The organism is Rhodococcus sp. 05-2255-3B1 (assembly GCF_002258545.1).
Lineage (GTDB): Bacteria > Actinomycetota > Actinomycetes > Mycobacteriales > Mycobacteriaceae > Rhodococcoides.
On the sequence record NZ_NOZC01000027.1, the window covers coordinates 234,506 to 253,131 of the forward strand.

22 protein-coding genes and 1 tRNA gene are annotated in these 18,626 nt (G+C 63.9%); 18 read left to right on the forward strand and 5 right to left on the reverse strand.

Annotated elements, in window-relative coordinates:
- Nucleotides 1-33: 33 nt before the first annotated feature.
- From glp to CH249_RS15900, 12 genes are all read left to right on the forward strand, one after another.
- On the forward strand, nucleotides 34-1,293 hold the full coding sequence (gene glp, locus CH249_RS15840) for a gephyrin-like molybdotransferase Glp (RefSeq protein ID WP_032395737.1): 1,260 nt from the start codon (nucleotides 34-36) through the stop codon (nucleotides 1,291-1,293).
- A 72-nt stretch (nucleotides 1,294-1,365) separates the two neighbouring features.
- Nucleotides 1,366-2,013: a GNAT family N-acetyltransferase gene (locus tag CH249_RS15845; RefSeq protein WP_032395736.1), complete on the forward strand. Its 648-nt coding sequence runs from the start codon at nucleotides 1,366-1,368 to the stop codon at nucleotides 2,011-2,013.
- A 150-nt stretch (nucleotides 2,014-2,163) separates the two neighbouring features.
- Nucleotides 2,164-3,033: a gephyrin-like molybdotransferase receptor GlpR gene (gene glpR, locus CH249_RS15850; RefSeq protein ID WP_094683247.1), complete on the forward strand. Its 870-nt coding sequence runs from the start codon at nucleotides 2,164-2,166 to the stop codon at nucleotides 3,031-3,033.
- 55 nt (nucleotides 3,034-3,088) lie between these two features.
- Nucleotides 3,089-3,161: transfer RNA gene (locus CH249_RS15855), tRNA-Ala, on the forward strand.
- Between the two features lie 353 nt (nucleotides 3,162-3,514).
- Nucleotides 3,515-4,357 (forward strand): glycosyltransferase family 2 protein, encoded by an 843-nt coding sequence (locus CH249_RS15860; RefSeq protein WP_052683774.1) that lies wholly within the window; start codon nucleotides 3,515-3,517, stop codon nucleotides 4,355-4,357.
- Nucleotides 4,354-4,998, forward strand: coding sequence for an acyltransferase (locus CH249_RS15865; protein WP_256988344.1), 645 nt, complete (start codon nucleotides 4,354-4,356; stop codon nucleotides 4,996-4,998). Before CH249_RS15860 ends, CH249_RS15865 begins: the two co-directional genes overlap by 4 nt.
- Nucleotides 4,999-5,143: 145 nt before the next feature.
- Entirely contained in the window at nucleotides 5,144-6,028 is an 885-nt protein-coding gene (locus CH249_RS15870) for a glycosyltransferase family 2 protein (protein WP_179273273.1), read from the forward strand.
- Nucleotides 6,029-6,395: 367 nt separating this feature from the next.
- Nucleotides 6,396-6,848, forward strand: a complete 453-nt coding sequence (locus CH249_RS15880; protein ID WP_032395733.1) for a GyrI-like domain-containing protein — start codon at nucleotides 6,396-6,398, stop codon at nucleotides 6,846-6,848.
- Nucleotides 6,849-6,943: 95 nt separating this feature from the next.
- A complete protein-coding gene (locus tag CH249_RS15885; RefSeq protein ID WP_254924311.1) occupies nucleotides 6,944-7,282 on the forward strand; it encodes an effector binding domain-containing protein in 339 nt (112 codons plus the stop codon).
- 189 nt (nucleotides 7,283-7,471) lie between these two features.
- A complete protein-coding gene (locus CH249_RS15890) occupies nucleotides 7,472-8,146 on the forward strand; it encodes a ScbR family autoregulator-binding transcription factor (protein ID WP_045196426.1) in 675 nt (224 codons plus the stop codon).
- Nucleotides 8,147-8,205: 59 nt separating this feature from the next.
- Nucleotides 8,206-8,376, forward strand: a complete 171-nt coding sequence (locus CH249_RS27985) for a hypothetical protein (RefSeq protein WP_155290802.1) — start codon at nucleotides 8,206-8,208, stop codon at nucleotides 8,374-8,376.
- Between the two features lie 75 nt (nucleotides 8,377-8,451).
- Nucleotides 8,452-9,354 (forward strand): SDR family oxidoreductase, encoded by a 903-nt coding sequence (locus CH249_RS15900; protein WP_045196424.1) that lies wholly within the window; start codon nucleotides 8,452-8,454, stop codon nucleotides 9,352-9,354.
- Here the strand turns inward: CH249_RS15900 and soxR are convergent.
- A complete protein-coding gene (soxR, locus tag CH249_RS15905) occupies nucleotides 9,270-9,770 on the reverse strand; it encodes a redox-sensitive transcriptional activator SoxR (protein ID WP_082073774.1) in 501 nt (166 codons plus the stop codon). The two genes, CH249_RS15900 and soxR, sit on opposite strands and share 85 nt — an antisense overlap.
- A 64-nt stretch (nucleotides 9,771-9,834) precedes the next feature.
- Between soxR and CH249_RS15910 the strand changes: the two genes are divergently transcribed.
- Complete coding sequence (locus CH249_RS15910; protein WP_094631237.1) at nucleotides 9,835-11,073, forward strand: arginine deiminase; 1,239 nt, start codon at nucleotides 9,835-9,837, stop codon at nucleotides 11,071-11,073.
- A 4-nt stretch (nucleotides 11,074-11,077) separates the two neighbouring features.
- Here CH249_RS15910 and arsC read toward each other — a convergent pair whose 3' ends face one another.
- Complete coding sequence (gene arsC, locus CH249_RS15915) at nucleotides 11,078-11,461, reverse strand: arsenate reductase (glutaredoxin) (protein ID WP_052049600.1); 384 nt, start codon at nucleotides 11,459-11,461, stop codon at nucleotides 11,078-11,080.
- A 64-nt stretch (nucleotides 11,462-11,525) separates the two neighbouring features.
- On the opposite strand from arsC, the gene CH249_RS15920 reads away from it, so the two are divergent.
- The 3 genes from CH249_RS15920 (at nucleotide 11,526) to CH249_RS15930 (ending at nucleotide 13,062) form a co-directional block, all read left to right on the forward strand.
- Nucleotides 11,526-12,194, forward strand: coding sequence for an SDR family oxidoreductase (locus CH249_RS15920; protein ID WP_094683250.1), 669 nt, complete (start codon nucleotides 11,526-11,528; stop codon nucleotides 12,192-12,194).
- 10 nt (nucleotides 12,195-12,204) lie between these two features.
- Nucleotides 12,205-12,573 (forward strand): GntR family transcriptional regulator, encoded by a 369-nt coding sequence (locus CH249_RS15925; RefSeq protein WP_045196418.1) that lies wholly within the window; start codon nucleotides 12,205-12,207, stop codon nucleotides 12,571-12,573.
- 66 nt (nucleotides 12,574-12,639) lie between these two features.
- The gene (locus CH249_RS15930; RefSeq protein WP_094683251.1) at nucleotides 12,640-13,062 is read left to right on the forward strand and encodes a DoxX family protein; all 423 of its coding nucleotides are present in this window, start codon (nucleotides 12,640-12,642) and stop codon (nucleotides 13,060-13,062) included.
- A 39-nt stretch (nucleotides 13,063-13,101) separates the two neighbouring features.
- Here CH249_RS15930 and CH249_RS15935 read toward each other — a convergent pair whose 3' ends face one another.
- Nucleotides 13,102-14,613: a dolichyl-phosphate-mannose--protein mannosyltransferase gene (locus CH249_RS15935; protein ID WP_094683335.1), complete on the reverse strand. Its 1,512-nt coding sequence runs from the start codon at nucleotides 14,611-14,613 to the stop codon at nucleotides 13,102-13,104.
- A 107-nt stretch (nucleotides 14,614-14,720) separates the two neighbouring features.
- Here CH249_RS15935 and rsmI point away from each other — a divergent pair, with 107 nt between their 5' ends.
- The gene (rsmI, locus tag CH249_RS15940; RefSeq protein ID WP_256988345.1) at nucleotides 14,721-15,545 is read left to right on the forward strand and encodes a 16S rRNA (cytidine(1402)-2'-O)-methyltransferase; all 825 of its coding nucleotides are present in this window, start codon (nucleotides 14,721-14,723) and stop codon (nucleotides 15,543-15,545) included.
- A gap of 4 nt (nucleotides 15,546-15,549) precedes the next feature.
- Here rsmI and CH249_RS15945 read toward each other — a convergent pair whose 3' ends face one another.
- Both CH249_RS15945 and CH249_RS15950 read right to left on the reverse strand, forming a co-directional pair.
- Nucleotides 15,550-15,978 (reverse strand): SRPBCC family protein, encoded by a 429-nt coding sequence (locus CH249_RS15945; RefSeq protein ID WP_032395725.1) that lies wholly within the window; start codon nucleotides 15,976-15,978, stop codon nucleotides 15,550-15,552.
- A 14-nt stretch (nucleotides 15,979-15,992) separates the two neighbouring features.
- A complete protein-coding gene (locus CH249_RS15950) occupies nucleotides 15,993-17,012 on the reverse strand; it encodes an alpha/beta hydrolase (protein ID WP_032395724.1) in 1,020 nt (339 codons plus the stop codon).
- Nucleotides 17,013-17,182: 170 nt separating this feature from the next.
- On the opposite strand from CH249_RS15950, the gene CH249_RS15955 reads away from it, so the two are divergent.
- Nucleotides 17,183-18,562 (forward strand): wax ester/triacylglycerol synthase family O-acyltransferase, encoded by a 1,380-nt coding sequence (locus CH249_RS15955; RefSeq protein ID WP_094683337.1) that lies wholly within the window; start codon nucleotides 17,183-17,185, stop codon nucleotides 18,560-18,562.
- Nucleotides 18,563-18,626: the final 64 nt, after the last annotated feature.

The following is an 18,626-nucleotide window of genomic DNA, read 5'->3' on the forward strand; positions in this document are numbered from 1 at the left end:
CATCGCGGGTCGATGCCATAGAGGAAGGGCCAGATGCGCTCGGTCGAAGATCAGCAGACCAGGGTGACCGCCGCGGCGGTGGCTCCACGGCCTGTCCGGGTCGCCATCTCGGAAGCACAGGGCCTGCTGTGTGCAGAAGAAGTGGTCACCGAGCGTCCCCTTCCCGGTTTCGACCAGGCAGCGATCGACGGCTACGCGGTACGGAGCGTCGATGTGGCGGCCGCGGGCACCGACCTGCGCAACGAGGACGACGAACGCATCGATCTGACGCTTCCCGTCGTCGGCGAGGTGTCCGCCGGATCGCGTCAACCCATCCGGTTGCAACCGCGTCAGGCGGTACGAGTCGACACCGGCGCGCCGCTGCCCACACTGGCCGACGCCGTGTTGCCCCTGGATCGAACCGACAGCGGTCGTGCCCGCGTCAAGGTGTTCCGTCCGGTGCGGTCGGGTGACTACGTCCGCAAGATCGGCGACGACGTGCAGCCCGGTGACGTCGCGGTTCGCGCAGGCACGATCATCGGCGCGGCTCAGGTGGGGCTGCTCGCCGCCGTCGGGCGCGACAAGGTGCTGGTGCATCCTCGGCCGCGACTGTCGGTGATCTCCGTCGGTGGGGAACTGGTCGACACCGATCGGACCCCAGGGCCCGGTCAGGTGTACGACGTCAACTCCTACGCGCTCGCCGCCGCAGCGCGCGACGCTGGAGCCGACGTCAACCGGGTCGGGATCGTCAGCACCGATCCCAAGCGACTACGCGAGGTGGTCGAGGGCCAGCTCATTCGATCCGAGATCGTCGTCATCGCCGGAGCGGTGGGCGGCGGCGCATCGGACGGTGTGCGCGAGGCGCTCGGCGAACTCGGCGACATGGAGGTGGAACGAGTTGCCATGCACCCCGGGTCCGTCCAGGGCTTCGGTCAACTCGGACGCGACGAAGTACCCACCTTCCTGTTGCCTGCCAACCCCGTCAGCGCGTTGGTGGTGTTCGAGGTTATGGTGCGTCCGCTGATTCGGATCGCTCTGGGCCGACGGCAGCCGATGCGACGGACCGTGACCGCTCGAACCGTCGCGCCGATCACCTCGATCGAGGACCGTAAAGGATTTCTGCGCGGCCAGCTCATGCGCGACGAGGGAACCGGTGAATACCTGGTGCAGGCGCTCGGCGGCGCACCAGGATCGTCCTCGCACCTACTCGCGACACTTGCCGAGGCGAATTGCCTGGTCGTCATCGATCCCGAGGTCACCGAAATCCGCACCGGCGAAGAAGTGAAGGTCTCGTTCCTCGCTCAGAGAGGCTGACGCCATGTGAGCGGTAGTTCGTAGTGGGCTACGAGTTTCCGCTCACCTGCGCGTAGCGCATAACATCGACGGATGCCGCGAACGTGGTCGAGCCACCCAGGTTGGCCGGCGAAATTGGGTCCAGTGAGAGTCGCCGCCGGAACCGTCACCGTGCGGCCGGTACGGATGCGCGACGCGGCCGCGTGGAGCCGGATTCGCACGGAGGATCGCGCCCACCTCGAACCCTGGGAGCCCAGCGGAGAGGGTAGCTGGAATTCGCGGCATCACATCTCCTCGTGGCCGACGCTGTGCTCGGGCCTGAAGTCCGAGGCGCGCAAGGGGCACATGCTGCCGATGGTGATCGAAGTCGACGGTGAATTCTGTGGCCAGATCACCACCGGAAACATCGTGCGGGGAGCACTTCGATCGGCCTGGATCGGGTACTGGGTGTCCAAGGAGGTCAATGGCAAGGGTGTGGCCACCGCGGCCTTGGCGCTCGGGCTCGACCACTGCTTCGGTCCGGTCGGACTGCATCGCGTCGAAGCGACGGTGCGACCGGAGAACCTGGCCAGTCAGGCAGTGCTGCGCAACGTCGGCTTTCGTGAAGAGGGGCTGCTCTACAAGTACCTCGATGTCGACGGCGAATGGCGCGATCACAAGCTCGTCGCGATCACCTCGGGTGAGGTGCAGGGAACCGTCGTCGAGCGGTTGGTTCGCGCGGGCCGGGCTGCGTGGGCGTGATCTTCGCGGCCGCGGCGCGAGTACTCGTGTTGTCAAAGTGACAGGAGTGTAATTCGGGTCGGCGCGTCTGCGTCGTTCTCGTTCTTCCTCCGCATAGCCTGAGGACGTCTTTCACTGTCGCCGTCGTCCAAGGGGAGGAGAACAACGCCGATGCCGAACTCGATCATCTGGATCGGTCTCGTAGCCGTCTGGCTCTTCGTTCTTCTGCCCATGCTCATGACCAAGCGTCCGCAGATCATGCAGACCACGGACGCTGCCCTCGCCACCCGCGTGCTGCATCGGGGTGGCACCAAGCGAAAGCAGCGCGGCCCCGCGACCGGGCATCGCAGCGATCCCGACTGGCGACCGGAAGACGACCTGCGAGTCTCCGCGCCGGCCCGAGAGATCTTCGGTGCCGCGATCGCGACCGTTCGTCCAGACTCACCCGATCTACCCGGTACCGCGGAGGACCCGATGGACACTCACGCTGCAGACAGCGACCTCGACAGCGAGGCACCGGACACGGAAACACCGCGCGGAGGTTCGCCCGCGCACGAACCCGGTGTCGTCGACGACGATTTCGTCCCTCGCCGACGCGGACGCGGTGGTTTCGATCCCGAGGCCGATGCGATCGCCCGGGCCGCGCGGTACGCATTCCGACAGCGAGCCGTCCTCGGCCTGGTCTTCGCGGCGATCACCACCGCAGCCCTGGCCTTCATCATCTCCCCGGCGGTCTGGTGGCTGTGTGGACTGTCCGTCGCTGTCCTCGTCGGTTACCTGTACTACCTGCGTCGTCAGGTGCAGATCGAGGAAGAGGTGCGCAGGCGTCGGCTCACTCGGATGGGCCGATCACGTCTCGGCGTGGAATCGGAAACCGACGAAGAGTTGGAGCTCGTCCCGCAGCGACTGCGTCGCCCCGGCGCGGTGGTGCTCGAGATCGACGACGAGGATCCCGAATTCGAGCACCTCGACCACTACGAGGAGCCGTTCCAGGCCCGTCGTGACGACGACCGGGACCTGCGCAGAGCCCAGGGCGCGTAACCGACACCCGAAGCGGCTTTGCTAGAGTTACCCAGCCGGTCGACATGACGGCAAAGGGGCTGTGGCGCAGTTGGTAGCGCGTCTCGTTCGCATCGAGAAGGTCAGGGGTTCGATTCCCCTCAGCTCCACCGACACGAAGAACCGTCACTCACGCGAGTGGCGGTTTTTTCGTGGTCCCGGCAACTGCGGAGGCACGTGTTACCGCGAAGTGAATTCGAGATGGATTCATATCGAACGAATTGGGTGATCGGTTCGGGATTCGACTTCAGAAGGCGTGTTTCGCAAACTGCAGTTGCACAATTGCCCGCATAAAACCGTCGATTCGATTGTTTGTAGCGAATCGACCCGACCGAAAGAATCTTTCGAGCCGCTGAACTGCGGATATGCAATTCGGGCGGCTTTAGGAAATTCCTGGAACATGTCGTAGGTTCGAATTCGTAGCTGAGCTGTATTCAATGTCCGAATTTGTCAGGGGATCGCGATGAACACTCTCAGTGTGGTAATTCCGGTGCTCGACGAGGTCGATCATCTGGGTGAATGTCTGACGCTGCTGCTCGATCAGGGCGACGACATCGATCGCATCGTCGTGGTGGACAACGGGTCGACCGACGGCACACTTCGGTTGGTGAACGACATCCGCGCGGTCACGAACAAGGTCATGTTGGTCCACGAGCCCAACCGCGGCGTGGTCCACGCTCGCAACACCGGATTCGACCTGGTGGACTCGTCGATCATCGGTCGAATCGACGCCGATACCCGTGTTCGGCCCGGGTGGGCGCGCTCGATCGTCGACTTCTTCGACGAGCATGCCTCCGTCGCCGCCACCGGTGGACGGACGTTCCTCTACGAATCACCCTGGGCTCGGCCCCTGGCGTGGATGCATTCGCGCGCCGAACGACGTGAGCCGGCGGTGCGCGCCGCCCTGGCGGTATCGGGCAACAACTTCGCGATTCGCGCATCAGCCTGGCGCACGGTTCGCGATGCGGTCAGTGAGCGAACCTGTGTCCACGAAGACATCGATCTGTGCCTGTGCCTGGCTGCCGAGCGCTTGCCTGTTGCCCAGAACGGGTCGATGAAGGCCGCAGTGTCCGGTAGGCGCGCAACGACATCGCCGGTGAAATACGTCCACTATGCGTTGGCGGGCTACCGCTCCTACCAGGAGCACGGTCTGGCGTCGCGCAAGCTCGGACGCATCGTGGCGATGGATTGGCTGATGCACACACTGCGGTGGCCGATCTCGCGACTGTTCGCCGCAGTACCGTGCCGGGCATTGCCGGTCGACGATCGTGCCGAGTCCGACGAACGGATGCGAGCCGCCGCGTGACGGCCGGTTCGCGTATCCGCGACTGGATGCGCAACCCATCGGACGTCCGCTGGGCCCTCGCTCAGATGCGTCAGGCGACTGTCGTCTCGCTGGCGAATGCGCCCTTCCTGCCTGCTGTGCTGCGCGCATCCGCCCTGCGTCCTGCGGGTCTGCGGACAACCGGTCCGTGCCTGATGTACGGCGGTTCCATGATTCAAGGACTGGCGTCGGTTCGATTGGGCACCGGCGTGTTCGTGAACTTCGGCTGCTACTTCGACACCGTTGCCGACATCGTGATCGGTGATCACGTCTTCATCGCGGATCACGTTCGCATTCTCACCAGTACTCACGAGACCGGGCCGTCGCATCATCGCGCAGGTGCATTGCGGGGAGAGTCGGTGGTGATCGGACCGGGAGCGTGGATCGGATCGGGCGTGGTCGTGATGCCGGGCGTGCACGTCGGGGCCGGCTGCATCATCGGGGCGAACTCGCTGGTGACGGCAGATTGCGAACCGGACGGGGTGTACGTCGGGTCTCCGGCGCGCCGTCGCCGAGAGTTGAACGACCTTCCCGCAGCGCAGCAGTGGATCGGGGAGAAGGCCGATTTTCGTGATCGGGAAGCAATGCACAGATTGGTAATTCCTCCGAATTCCGAATTCTGATTCATAAAGTCCGAATAATTCGACGGGTTCTTTTCTTGAAGTAATGATGTAGCATCGTCAACGTCAGCGGCTCGAATTCAAATGCGTTCAGCGCCAATGGGTATCGAGCTACACGATTGCCAAAAATATGTCAGGGGTTGGCGTTGTGAATACTCTTTCCATTGTTGTGCCTGCGTTCGACGAGTCGGCTCACATGCGCGAATGCCTGGATGCATTGCTCGTTCAACGCGAACGCATTCACGAAATCATTGTCGTCGACAACAATTCGACCGACGACACCGCGGCCATCGTCGCGGAATACGCGCGGCGATTTCCGCAGGTGGTGCTGCTGCGGGAGTCCGAGCGCGGCGTCGTGCACGCACGCAACACCGGTTTCGATCACGCCCACGGATCGGTCATCGGCCGCATCGACGCCGATACCCGTGTCCAGGCCGGCTGGGTCGACGCGGTACTGGATTTCTTCGATCGCCGACTCGACTATGTCGCAGTCACCGGCCCGATCTACCTCTACGACTCTCCGTGGGCGCGCCCGTACCGGGCATTCGTCAACCGTTCCGTGCGGAACAGGCCTGCTGAGCAGTGGGTTTCTGCCGCATCGGGCAACAACTTCGCTATCCGCAGATCCGCGTGGGAAGCCGTTCGCGACAGTACGAGCCTGCGAACCGACCTGCACGAGGACATCGATCTGTCGCTGTGTCTGAACAAGGTCGGTCTGCGGATCGCGCAGATCGAGCCGATGCGCGTCGAGGTGTCCGGCCGTCGGTTACTGACGCCGCCGCTCGAGTATCGGCATTACGTCCGGAGTTCGTATCGCACGTGGGCCCATCACGGTCTGGCCAGTGGCTGGTTGCGCAGATTACTGATTTCGGACCTGGTTCTGCACACGGTGCACTGGCCCCTGACGCGAATTCTGTCGTCGTGCGAATCTCGGATTCTCCCGGTCTCGCATTCCGGAGCGAGCAACACGCCTGTGCGTGATCTGTCGGATATTCACGGCGAGAGTTACGTTGCCGCAGCGCACGGAAAGTAGATACTTCGGCGCTGTGTTCGTCCTCCTTCTTGCGTGAGGAATGCGGGCAGGGTCGCCGAAGCAGGTCCTTCGAGTACGGACGGTCCGTGCCGGATTCGTGTCGGCGATCGACCGGAGCCGGCGCGGCCCGCAGAACCGGGGGATCGAGCACGCACGGGTGGGCCGCAGTGACCGATGCGATGCAGGGGGTCCTGAGCTTCGAGGCAGAAACTGTCGGCAGCTGTTGCGGCGATCGAGACGGGTGCGAAGTTCGGTTGATCGTTCGACGATCCACCTACCAGTCGCGCCGGTAGATTGACGGGCGATATTGTGATCGGGCCGGTTCCGAACACAGGATCTGCCCCTGCAACTTCTCTACGGAGTGTGAATGTCGTTCGAGATCGTCGACCTTGACGAAACGTGGGTCGCTGGTCTTCCAGTTCGCAGCCCCAAACGGGCGCTCGGTCGCCTCAACGACCCGGCGCTCGATCAAGCATGGTCCGCTGTTCTCAATCAGGAGACCTCCGGTCCGCTCGCTTCCATTTATACGGACTACGCCCCCGGTATCGGTTCGTACAATACGCAGGTAGTCGGTTATCTGTGTTCTTCACTCGGTCAGGTCGAGCGTGGACATCTGGTTGCGAAAGTGCCCGCGGCCAAATACGCGCGTTTTTCTGCGGTGGGGTATTTCCCCGAGGTTCTCACTCGATTGTGGACTCAGATCGATCATGCCGAAGAGCAGGGCGAGATCGTGCGATCGTTCACCGGCGACTACGAGTGCTATCCGCACGCGTACAAGATCGATCTCTATCTGGCGATCACTGCGCCCGGCGGTTCGTGATGACCTTCCGTGTCACGGCACGCAGCGCGGAGCTGTTCAGTGGGTTGGTGGCACCGCGGGTGGAGCCCGGCGCGGAATCGAGCGGTAGCGAGTGGATGCGATTCCTGCGAGATCGTGTGCGCGAGAAGCACATCGACGCAACCCAGGTGAGCACGGTGTACGTTCCGGATCCGCACGGCACGGTCAATGCGGTGGTCGCGGTCTCGGTGGACTCGCCGAGTGATGTGGCTGTGGGCGATGTGTTCGTTTCGATACCGACCGGTGTGTTCGCAGTATTCACGCCCAGTGGCGCACTGGCGGATCCGATCGAGGACGTATGGGCTCAGGTCGACGAGTGCGTTTTGTCCGGATCGATATTTCGCGCCTACAAAGAGGAAGTCGAAGTCGTTACAAATGCCGGAGAGGTGGAACTTTTCATTTCAATCGTTTTGTAAACGAGCCGTTTTTCATGTAATTGTCACTTTCGAATCACAAAGTCGCCACCGGACCGGTTACTATTGTCCAGCGCTGGCAGCTCGATATGGCGAAGTGAATTCCACGTTCACCTCGATCGGCCGACGGGCAGGCAGCGCGCACAGAGCGTCGATGTCATGGCAAGGTCGACAGAGCAGGGGTGTTCCAACATGGTGAGACAACTCAGAGCAGAAGCCACACGAGCGGCCGCACTGCGCGCTGCAGCAGACCTCTTTCTCGAGGTGGGGCACGCGAATGCCACGCTGAGTCAGGTGTCGGCGCAGTCGGGCGTGACCAAGGGCGCGCTGTATTTCCACTTCGCATCGAAGGAGGAACTGGCCCGCGCGATCGTCGACGAGGGTCATGAGCGCGTGTCCACGGCGTGCGCGGGCATGGTCGACAGCCGCAGTCCGGCTCTCGAGTCGGTCATCGGAATCTCGTACTCGGTACTCGAGCTGGCCGCCTCGGACCCTCTGGTGCGCGTCATGTACCGGTTGCAGATGGAGATCGACGGATCCGACACCGCCCGCGGCAGCGTGTTCGGTACCTGGGGAAACATCTTCGAGCATCTCTTCGAGCGAGCCATCGAGCACGGTGATGTCGCCGACCATCTGGATGCGGGCAACGCGGCGCTGTTGATCTGCGAGATGCTGGCCGGTGTTCTGATGGTGTCCGAGGCGCAATCCCGTCTCGAAGACGCGCCGTCGCGCATGGAGAAGGTTTGGAACACGGTCCTTCCCTCGCTGGTGCCGGTCGACAAGCTCGCCTACTTCCGTGAGTTCGCGGCGCGAAGTCTGTCCAGTTTCGTACGCGAGAACATCACGTCGGGGTCCGTCACCGTCTGATCGTGTTCGTGATCCCGATGTGCTTGCCGCGCTTCGGGCCGCCGGGCACACTGTGTGACATGGAACACATCACGCACGATCGAAAGATGTCGGACAACGAGCTCCGGAAAGCGATCGGCACCCTGCAGCAACGCGCGGACGATGCCCGCAAGCGGGGTGCCGCCGATGACGCTGCTCGCATAGAGCGCACCATCGCGGACTACCGAGACGAGATGTCGCAAAGATTGTGACGCCCCTCTCGGTCGTCACCGCGTAGGGTCGAAATCGAACTGACACGTGTCGACCGGTGGGGGATACAGGTTTCGATGGCTACATACGATCTGCGCGGCAAGAAGACGTTGATCACCGGAGCGGGCAGCGGAATCGGTCGGGCAACGGCCGTCGCTGCCGCCGAGGTGGGAGCCGAGCTCTTCCTCACCGACATCAACGCCACCGGTTTGGCGGAGACGGTGGACATGGTGGGTCGAGCGGGCGGCACCGTCAGCCACTCGTTGCCGTTCGATGTGTCCGACTTCGAGGCGGTCACCGCCTTCGCGGACGACATCCATGCCGAGTTCGGCAGTCTCGACGTCGTGATGAACGTCGCGGGAATTTCCGCCTGGGGAACCGTCGAGAACCTCGAGCATCGGCACTGGAAGTCGATGGTCGACGTCAACCTGATGGGTCCGATCCACGTCATCGAGAAGTTTCTGCCGCCGATGATCGAGGCCGGTCGCGGTGGTCATCTGGTCAATGTCTCGTCTGCTGCCGGTCTGATCCCACTGCCGTGGCACGCTGCCTACAGCGCCAGCAAGTACGGGCTGCGCGGAGTGTCCGAGGTACTCAAGTACGACCTCAAGCGCCACGGAATCGGTGTCAGTCTCGTGGTGCCCGGTGGCGTGAAGACCGGACTGGTGCAGACGCTTCAGATCGCCGGCATCGATCGTGACGACCCGCGCGTACAGAAGTTGCAACACCGATTCGAAAAGCGCGCCGTGGAACCGTCGGTCGTCGCCGATGCCATTCTCGCCGGAATCGCCAAACGCAAATACCTCGTCTACTCCTCCAACGACATTCGCTTCGGGTACTGGGTCGCGCGAAAGTTCGCCCCGCCCTACGAGTTCGTGCTGCAGAAGGCGAACGATCAGTTCTCCAAACTGCTCGAGCCGCGTCGAGTCGAGGGTTCGTCGAAATCGACATCCAGCGTGCGAGCACCCGGCCCCGAATAGGACAGCTCGTCGTGCGGATTGGCCAGCGCACAGCCGGCCAACGAAAGACAACCGCACCCGATGCACCCGGTCAAGTTGTCCCGAAGTCGGATCAATTGTTCTATCCGAGAATCGAGTTCGCGATGCCACCGCGTCGAGAGCCTGGCCCAGTCCTCACGCGTCGGCGTCCGCTCGTCCGGTAGTTCGCTCAATGCCTGACGTATGGTCGCCAGCGGGATCCCCACCTTCTGCGAGATCCGGATGAAGGCGACCCGTCGCAGAGTTTCGCGATGGAATCTGCGTTGGTTACCCGAGGTGCGGCGACTGCTGATCAGCCCCTGCTTCTCGTAGAAGTGCAACGCCGAGACCGCAACTCCACTGCGCTCGGACAGCTGGCCGGGGGTCAATTCGCGGACGTTCCACTCGGGCATCGGCACGACCTCGACAATACTTCAGGTCCTGATGCCGGCGGCGACCGGCGAATGGGTTTACCGTTCGTTCATGAGTGTCGATGCGGCTGCAGGCCCGTTGGGTGCCGACTCGGAGGTGGGGGTGCTGCGCACCGTCATGCTGCACCGGCCGGGCGACGAGCTTCGACGCCTCACGCCGCGAAACAACGACCAGCTGCTGTTCGACGGTCTGCCGTGGGTCGATCGCGCACAGGACGAGCACGACGCGTTCGCCGATCTGTTGCGTGGTCGCGGGGTGACGGTGCTCCTCCTCGGCGAGCTTCTCACCGAGGCCATGACGGTCAGCGGCGCAGCGCGAATGCAAGGTATCTCCGCCGCTGTCGATGCCCGACGGCTCGGCCGGTCGCTCGCCGAGGACCTCGCCCAACACCTGCGGGGTGTCCCCGCGGCCGAATTGGCGCAGATCCTGATGGCGGGCATGACATTCGACGAACTGCTCGAGGCGGAGACGGGGGAGCCGCAGCTCAGTGGGGCATCGCTGGTTCGGCGGATGCATCACGGTGGGGACTTCGTCATCGATCCGCTGCCGAACCTGTTGTTCACTCGCGACTCGTCGTTCTGGATAGACGATCGAGTGGCGATCACCTCGTTGGCTCTGCCTGCCCGGGTGCGGGAGACATCGCTGACCGATCTGATCTACGCGTTCCATCCGATGTTTCGGGGTGTGCGGCGCGCGTACGAGTCGCGGACCGCACCGGTCGAGGGTGGTGACGTGTTGCTGCTCGCTCCCGGTGTGGTGGCTGTCGGAGTGGGTGAGCGCACCACGCCCGCCGGTGCAGAAGCGCTGGCGCGCAGCCTGTTCGAGGACGGTCTGGCGCACAGTGTGTTGGTGGTGCCGATCGCGCAGGAGCGCGCGTCGATGCATCTGGACACGGTGTGCACCATGGTCGATACCGATGCGGTGGTGATGTATCCGGCCATTCAGGACACGTTGTCCGCCTTCACCATTCGCCGCGAGGACACGGGAGTCAGTATTCGCGGTGCCGACCCGTTTCTCGAGGCGGCCGCCGCTGCGATGGGAATCGGCAAGCTGCGGTTGATCGATACCGGACTCGACCACGTCACCGCCGAGCGCGAACAATGGGACGACGGTAACAACACGCTGGCCATCGCGCCGGGAGTCGTCGTCGCGTACGAGCGCAACGTCGAAACGAACGCACGACTCGAGGCGTCGGGCATCGAGGTGTTGCGGATTTCCGGATCGGAACTCGGCTCGGGACGCGGCGGTCCGCGGTGTATGTCGTGCCCGGTGTCCCGCGAGAGGTTGTAGCGCTCTACAGGACGGTGTTCACCTTGTCGGCCGGTCGGGCGAGCACAGTGCCCTTGTCGGTCACCACGATCGGGCGTTCGATGAGAATCGGATGCTCGGTCATCGCGGCGATCAACGTGTCGGCGTCCGCGCCCGCGAGACCCAGTTCCTTGTAGATGCTCTCGCGAGTCCGGATGGCCTGCCGGGGTTCGAGACCGGCATCGGCGAGAAGTGTGCGGAGTTCGTCCTCGGTAGGAGGCGACTCGAGGTACCGGATCACACGTGGAACCACACCGGCTTCCTCGATCAGTTTCAGCGCTGTGCGAGAGGTGTTGCACCGCGGATTGTGGTAGATGGTCGCCGAGCCCGATGGGTCGTTCCGCAGGCTCCTCTCCCCAGGGACGGTCATGTTTGCAATCCTGCCACGCGGGTAGCCAACCCGACAGATTCACGTCAGGAACGGAGTAGTCGATATGACCGACAAGCGCATTGTCATTGCAGGTGGCCACGGCCAGATCGCCCAACATCTGACTCAGGTGCTCACCGCCCACGGAGACCGCGCGGTGTCGCTGATTCGCAACAGCGACCACGTCGATGCCGTCACTGCGCTCGGCGCGTTGCCGCAGGTGATCGATCTCGAATCGGCTTCGGTCGACGATGTGGCCGCGGTGTTGGCCGGTGCCGACGCCGTCGTGTTCGCGGCGGGTGCGGGCCCCAACAGCGGTCCCGAGCGCAAGGACACGGTGGACCGCGCGGGCGCGGTGCTGCTGGCCGATGCCGCCGAGAAGGCCGGTGTCCGCCGCTACGTGCTGATCAGCTCGTTCGGTGCGGGCGAGCCGGTCGCCGAGGATCTCGACGATGGTTGGAAGGCCTACATCAAGGCCAAAACTGCTGCAGAAGAAGATGTTTCGGCCCGGCATGGACTGGACTGGACGATTCTGCGTCCGGGCAAGTTGACCGACGAGGACCCGACGAACTCGGTGGCACTGACCGAACCGCCGATGGACTCGGGTGAGGTCACCCGGGCCGACGTGGCCGCAGTGATCGCGCAGTTGCTCGACACCGGCGCGGCTGTACGCAAGACTTTGATGCTCACGTCCGGTTCGACGTCGATCGTCGACGCAGTCGACGCTCTCGGATAAGGCACCTACTGTGCGCGTGCATATCGATTCGTCGAACACGACCCCCGTGTTCGAGCAACTGCGGATGCAGATTCTCGGGCTGGTGCGATCGGGCGATCTCATTGCCGGGACCAAGATCCCGACGGTTCGCGGCTTGGCCGAGGAGCTGAAGATCGCGCCGAACACGGTCGCGAAGACCTACCGCGAGCTCGAGCAGCAGGGCATTATCGAGACGCGAGGTCGGTCCGGGTCGTTCGTCGCGTCGGGCGGTGACCCGTCGCGTGACATCGCGGCCCGGGCGGCGACGGAGTTCGTCAGGACCGTGCGATCCATCGGCCTGGACGACGACCAGGCCCGTTCGTTTCTCGAATCCGCGCTCAAGGGTGCCAGCGGCAACTGAGTTGACGCTTCAACCTACTTCTGTCAGGGTGGTGCTGCCCGTACCGCCCTGTCAGAAGGATGTGTCATGAATTCCACCGTCGTCCGCGACGCCGTCGCCCTCGTTGCTCGAATCGGACTGGGAGTCGTCTTCATCGCCCACGGGTGGCAGAAGCTCAACACCTACGGCCTCGACGGTGCCGCCGCGAGCTTCGAGGCGATGAACATTCCGCTGCCCACCGCGTCCGCGTACTTCGCGACGTTCGTCGAACTCATCGGTGGCGGAGCGCTCGTGCTCGGGATCTTCACCCCGATCGCTGGGCTGCTGCTGCTCCTGGACATGCTCGGTGCTGCCGTCTTCGTCCACTTCGAGAACGGCGTCTTCGCTGCGGACAACGGTTACGAACTGGTCGTCGCGCTCGGCGTCGGTTCGCTCCTGCTCGCCGCGTTCGGTGCCGGACGCATCAGCATCGACGGCGTCACCAAGGGCAAGACGGCACTGCTTGCGTGAGTCGTTCCGCAGGCTCTGCTTCGTCCTGGCACGACCGCCCTACCGCCAACTCGGTAACCACAACTGTTCCTGCCACATCTGTGGCGTGATCGGCATTGCGGTGAGAATCGGCCAGAGCCAGACGAAGTTCGCTATCACCACGGCGAGGTACAGGGACACCAGCAGGAGTCCGGTACCTCGCCGTTCGGCCGATGCGGTGGCCTTGCCGATGATGTCGCCCAACACCAACGCGAAGCCCATCACCATGAACGGTGCCAGTGCCACCGCGTAGAAGTAGTACATCTGCCGGTCGAGCGTGGTGAACCAAGGCAACAAGGCTGCGCAATAGCCGACGAGCACGGTGGCGTAACGCCAATCGCGTCGGACGAACACCGACCAGATCACCCAGGCCAGCATCGGCAGTGCCAACCACCACATCGCGGGAGTGCCGATCAGCATGATCGCCTTCACGCACGAGGACGCCGAGCACCCGGATACGCTCTCGCCGTCGGCGAAGTAGTACAGCATCGGCCGAAGGCCCATCGGCCAGGTCCACGGCTTCGATTCCCACGGGTGCCGGTTGCCTGCCGAATTGGTCAGGCCCTCATGGAATTCCAGCACGTTGCCGCTGTAGTACCAGAGCGAACGCAGTGCTTCCGGAAGGAACGAGAACGGCCCGCCTGCACCGATTCCGTTGCCGACCTCGTGCCGGTCCACGCCGGTCTCGGAGGTGAACCACGCCCAGTAGGTCATCAGATACACCGCGATCGGGACGACCACCAGCGCGTACAGCGCAGGGCCGATGTCGCGCAACGCCGTTCCCCGCCACGGGCGTCCGACGCCGTACGAGCGCCGCGCCGCCACATCGAATGCCACGCTCAGCAATCCGAAGAACGCGATGAAGTACAGACCCGACCACTTGGTGCCGCAGGCGAGACCCAGCATCACGCCCGCCCCGAATCTCCACCAGCGCACCCCCATTCGCGGCCCCAGAACACTGGCGTCCATTCGGCCGTCGGCGCGTACTCTCGACAGTCGCCGCCGCATGTCGTCGCGGTCGACTACCAAGCAGCCCAGTGCCGCGGTGACGAACAGTGCGAGAAAGATGTCCAGCATGCCGATCCGGCTGCTGACGAACGTCACGCCGTCGACGGTCAGCAGAATTCCCGCGATCGCACCGACGAGTGTCGAGCGAGCGAGCCGGCGCACGATCCGGATGACCAGCAGTACCAACAGGGTTCCGGCCACGGCCGAGGAGAAACGCCAACCCCACCCGTTGTAGCCGAACAACGCCTCTCCGACGGCGATCAGCTGCTTGCCGACCGGTGGATGCACCACCAGCCCGTACGCCGGATTGTCCTCGAGCCCGCCGCCGGTGAAAACCTGATACCCCTGAGGCGCGTAGTGCTTCTCGTCGAAGACCGGGGTTCCTGCATCGGTGGGGTACCGCAACATCGTGAAGCGCGTGATGGCGCAGATGACGGTGATGACGACGGTGACGATCCAACCGCGGCGGACATCGGTGTCGTGGAACCAGTCGCGCGCGGCAACGGTCGGCCCGGGACTGACCATCGACCGGTCGCCGGAGCGCTCAGAGGTCAGCAAGGTCACGTACCGATCGTAGGCGTTGATCGGTAGTGCCCGACAAACCGATGCACCGCGTACGGGACACTGGAGTCATGCTCATCCTTGCCGCCACCCCGATGGGCGACGTCGGTGACGCCTCGCAGCGCCTGCGCGACGCACTCGGCAGTGCCGATATCGTCGCCGCCGAGGACACCCGGCGCACCAAGCAACTCGCCTCCGCGCTCGGCGTGGTGATCTCGGGCAGGGTCGTCAGTTTCTACGATCAGGTCGAGACGGCTCGCCTGCCGGCGCTGGTCGAGGCCGTGGCAGAGGGCAAGACGGTGCTGTTGGTCACCGACGCCGGGATGCCGTCGGTCAGCGATCCCGGCTACCGCCTCGTCGCGGCGTGCGTCGACGCCGATCTGCCGGTGACCTGTCTGCCCGGTCCGTCCGCCGTGACGACCGCACTCGCACTGTCCGGTCTGCCCGTCGAACGGTTCTGCTTCGACGGGTTCGCGCCACGCAAGCAGGGGCAGCGTCGCAGCTACTTCCAGTCGGTGCGCGCCGAACCACGCGCCATCGTCTTCTTCGAGGCACCGCACCGCCTCGTCGCATGCCTCGAGGACGCCGTCCACGTGCTCGGTTCCGACCGCCGCGCCGCGGTGTGCCGGGAGCTGACCAAGACCTACGAGGAAGTCCGACGCGGTGGCCTCGGCGAGTTGCTCGAATGGTCGAGGGCAGGCGTGCGCGGCGAGATCACCGTCGTGCTCGAAGGAGCCGTCGCCGTTGCCGAGGAGCCCGAGGATCTCGTTGCCGACGTGGAAGCGCTGGTGGCGTCGGGCATGCGGTTGAAGGACGCCTGTGCTCAGGTGGCGGTCGACGGCGTCTCCAAGCGTGAGGTCTACGAGGCAGTGCTCGCTGCGCGCAAGGAGCAGTAGCGCGTCAGCCGACGACCTGCTGACGCAGGCCCTCCGTGGCGGCCTCGAGGATCGTCTTGGTTCCCTTCTTCACCAGGAAGCCGGGAAGCGGGACCTTCGGGTCGACGGTCAGCTCGAATTCGACGTGGGTGGCGTCGCCCTTCGGAGTCAGGGTGTACCGGCCGTCCTGGGCCTTCTGTTGGGTGCTCTCCACGAGAGTCCAGGACACCTCGTTGTCCGACCACGTGTACTCGACGAGCTGTTCGTCGTTGACTCCGATGATCGAGACCTGCATCTTCACGTGGTGCGGCTTGCCGTCGTCGAACCGATCGACGACCTCGCACTTCTTGTGTACCGGGGACCACGAGGGAATGCCCTCGACGTCGGCGAGAACCTCGAGTACTGCCGCTGCATCCGCGTCGATGTCGACGGACTTGTTCACTGTGACTGCCATGGGGAGAACGTATCTCAGCTTTCTCTGCGGGGGCTGACGTTCCGCGCGAACTCGCCGATGGCTCTGAGCGCGCGGCGGGCCTCGGGGACGAAATCGGCTGCCTGGAACACGTGGACCTGGTCCTCGTACACCTGCAACTCGCAGTCCACTCCGGCGACGGCGAGTCGCTGAGCCATGAGTTCGGCGTCGGCATAGACCATTTCGGTCGAACCGACCTGGATCAGCACCGGCGGAAGGCCGGTCAGATCTCCGTCGACCGGTGACACCCGCGGACCCACGTCGCCGTCGACCACGATGCGCGCATCGACACGATCGGCCAGTGCAGTGAGTGCGGGAACCGCATTGGACGGGAAGACCGAACACTTCGACGCGTTCTCGTGGTCGAGTTTGCGGGTGGGGTCCATGTCGGTCAAGGGGGACATGGTGAAGATTCCTCCGGGCGCGGGCAAGTCGACGGTACGCAGCGCCAGGGTGACCATGAACGCGAGGTATCCGCCTGCCGAGTCGCCGCCCAGGATGATCTGCTCCGGCCGGTATCCGGAATCGAGGAGGAAGCGGTACGCGTCGACACCGTCCTCGACCGCATGGCTGATCGGATTGCGCGGCATCATGCGGTAGTTCACCGACAGCACCGCTCCGTCGACGTGTTTCGACACTCGCGAGGTCATTCGGCGATGGGTGCGCAGCCCGCAGCAGACGAAGGCACCGCCGTGCAGGTAGAGCACCACGCGATCGGACCCGGTGCCCTCGGCTCTGATCCATTCGGCGTCGCACTCGGCGAGCATGACGCGGCTGCGGGTGGTGCCGCTGATCTGGGGGACGAGCAGTCCGGCGTAATCGACCAACCCCATGGGCCACGGAAGTGACGGTGTCTGCGCCCAGATCGTCAGGAACGGTCGGACAGTGAGCTGTAGGCCCTTGGACAGAATCTGCGACTGCAGGCTTGCGCCGCGGACGTAATGCCTGCGTGCGGTGACTGCTGGGTCGGTCGATTTCACTACGGTGAGCGCCGGATTCATAGCCGTCGCCTCCATCCCCGTCGTCGGTGCACGGCGCATCTGCGCCGTGCGTCGGAACCCCGCTCTTCTTGGAACCCCTGGTAACGGACAATAGCGGGTAGCTTTTCGTGACCGGACGTAAGGTCGTGTTCTGAGTCACATTCGGTGCCGTACCGTGACCGAAACGAATGGAAAAGGGACAGCTCATGGCACTCATGCCCATCACGGAATCGATGTTTCTGATCGCCGAGTCACGGGAGCACCCGATGCACGTGGGCGGTCTGGAGTTGTTCGTCCCGCCCGGTGATCCGCACGACTTCGCCGAGGAGGTACACCGCAAGTTCACCACCGGTGAGGTACACGAGCTCTTCCGTAAGCGCCCTGCGCGTCCCGTGCAGATCATGGGAAATCTGGCCTGGGCCTTCGATCAGGACGTGGATTTCGAGTACCACGTTCGCCGCACGGTGCTGCCTGCTCCCGGCCGGATTCGCGAGCTGTTCCAATTCCTCTCGCTCAACCACAGCGCACCGCTCGATCGGTATCGACCGATGTGGGAGCTGCACATCATCGAGGGTCTGGCGGACGGCCGAATCGCGTTGTACACCAAGGTGCATCACTCGCTGGTCGACGGCGTCAGTGCATTGAAACTCATGCAGCGCACGCTCTCGACCGATCCCGACGACCGAAGCGGAGTCGCCACCTGGGACCCGTCACTGTTCGGTAAGCGCAAGAAGCAGGGCGTCGAGGAGCAGCCGGGACGGCTTGCTCAGCTGGGCAGTGGGCTCTCGCTGGGACGCAAGATCGCGGGCGACCTCGTCGATTTCGCTCCGGCCTCAGCACGAATCGGATTGCGCGCGTTGAAGAAAGAAGGGGCTCAGCTGCCGTTGCAGGCACCGCGCACCATGTTCAACGTGCCCATCGGCGGCGCGCGCCGCTTCGCTGCCGAGAGCTGGTCGATCGAGCGGATCCGCACGGTCGGAACGGCTCTGGACGCCACGCTCAACGACATGGTGCTCGCGATGTGCGCCGGGGCTCTGCGCGCGTACCTCATCGATCGCAACGCGCTACCCGAGGAACCGCTGATCGCGATGGTTCCGGTGTCGTTACGCAAGGAGGGGGACGGCAAGGACGCCGGGAATTCGGTGACGACCATCCTGTGCAACCTCGCCACGGACGAATCCGATCCGCTCGTGCGGCTGGAACGAATCAAGGATTCGACCGTCAAGGGCAAGCAGATGATGAGCGAGCTCAACACCCTCGAAGCGCTCGCCGTGGGAGCAGTCACCATGGCTCCGTTGCTGTTCGGGCCGGTGCCGGGATTCGTCGACTACACCCCGCCGCCCTTCAACGTCATCATCTCCAACGTTCCTGGATCCAAGGAGGATCTGTACTGGAACGGCGCGAAACTGGACGGCATCTACCCGGCGTCCATCGTGGCCGACGGGCAGGCTCTCAACATCACCGTCGCCAGCAACGGCGACTCGCTGAACTTCGGACTCATCGGATGCCGACGCAGTGTGCCGCACCTGCAGCGAATGCTGACGCATCTGGAGAACACGTTGGAGGAACTCGAGAAGACCTTGTGAGTGCGGCTTCGCCGCATGTGAGCGAAACTTCGTAGCCCACTACGAAGTTTCGCTCACATGCGTG

Excerpts from the sequence above, each read along its gene's own strand:
- glp (WP_032395737.1), top strand. The coding sequence starts at position 34 with ATGCGCTCGGTCGAAGATCAGCAGACCAGGGTGACCGCCGCGGCGGTG.
- CH249_RS15845 (WP_032395736.1), top strand. The coding sequence starts at position 1,366 with ATGCCGCGAACGTGGTCGAGCCACCCAGGTTGGCCGGCGAAATTGGGT.
- glpR (WP_094683247.1), top strand. The coding sequence starts at position 2,164 with ATGCCGAACTCGATCATCTGGATCGGTCTCGTAGCCGTCTGGCTCTTC.
- CH249_RS15860 (WP_052683774.1), top strand. The coding sequence starts at position 3,515 with ATGAACACTCTCAGTGTGGTAATTCCGGTGCTCGACGAGGTCGATCAT.
- CH249_RS15880 (WP_032395733.1), top strand. The coding sequence starts at position 6,396 with ATGTCGTTCGAGATCGTCGACCTTGACGAAACGTGGGTCGCTGGTCTT.
- CH249_RS15885 (WP_254924311.1), top strand. The coding sequence starts at position 6,944 with ATGCGATTCCTGCGAGATCGTGTGCGCGAGAAGCACATCGACGCAACC.
- CH249_RS15890 (WP_045196426.1), top strand. The coding sequence starts at position 7,472 with ATGGTGAGACAACTCAGAGCAGAAGCCACACGAGCGGCCGCACTGCGC.
- CH249_RS27985 (WP_155290802.1), top strand. The coding sequence starts at position 8,206 with ATGGAACACATCACGCACGATCGAAAGATGTCGGACAACGAGCTCCGG.
- CH249_RS15900 (WP_045196424.1), top strand. The coding sequence starts at position 8,452 with ATGGCTACATACGATCTGCGCGGCAAGAAGACGTTGATCACCGGAGCG.
- CH249_RS15910 (WP_094631237.1), top strand. The coding sequence starts at position 9,835 with ATGAGTGTCGATGCGGCTGCAGGCCCGTTGGGTGCCGACTCGGAGGTG.
- arsC (WP_052049600.1), bottom strand. The coding sequence starts at position 11,461 with ATGACCGTCCCTGGGGAGAGGAGCCTGCGGAACGACCCATCGGGCTCG.
- CH249_RS15920 (WP_094683250.1), top strand. The coding sequence starts at position 11,526 with ATGACCGACAAGCGCATTGTCATTGCAGGTGGCCACGGCCAGATCGCC.
- CH249_RS15930 (WP_094683251.1), top strand. The coding sequence starts at position 12,640 with ATGAATTCCACCGTCGTCCGCGACGCCGTCGCCCTCGTTGCTCGAATC.
- CH249_RS15935 (WP_094683335.1), bottom strand. The coding sequence starts at position 14,613 with ATGGTCAGTCCCGGGCCGACCGTTGCCGCGCGCGACTGGTTCCACGAC.
- rsmI (WP_256988345.1), top strand. The coding sequence starts at position 14,721 with ATGCTCATCCTTGCCGCCACCCCGATGGGCGACGTCGGTGACGCCTCG.
- CH249_RS15945 (WP_032395725.1), bottom strand. The coding sequence starts at position 15,978 with ATGGCAGTCACAGTGAACAAGTCCGTCGACATCGACGCGGATGCAGCG.
- CH249_RS15950 (WP_032395724.1), bottom strand. The coding sequence starts at position 17,012 with ATGGAGGCGACGGCTATGAATCCGGCGCTCACCGTAGTGAAATCGACC.
- CH249_RS15955 (WP_094683337.1), top strand. The coding sequence starts at position 17,183 with ATGGCACTCATGCCCATCACGGAATCGATGTTTCTGATCGCCGAGTCA.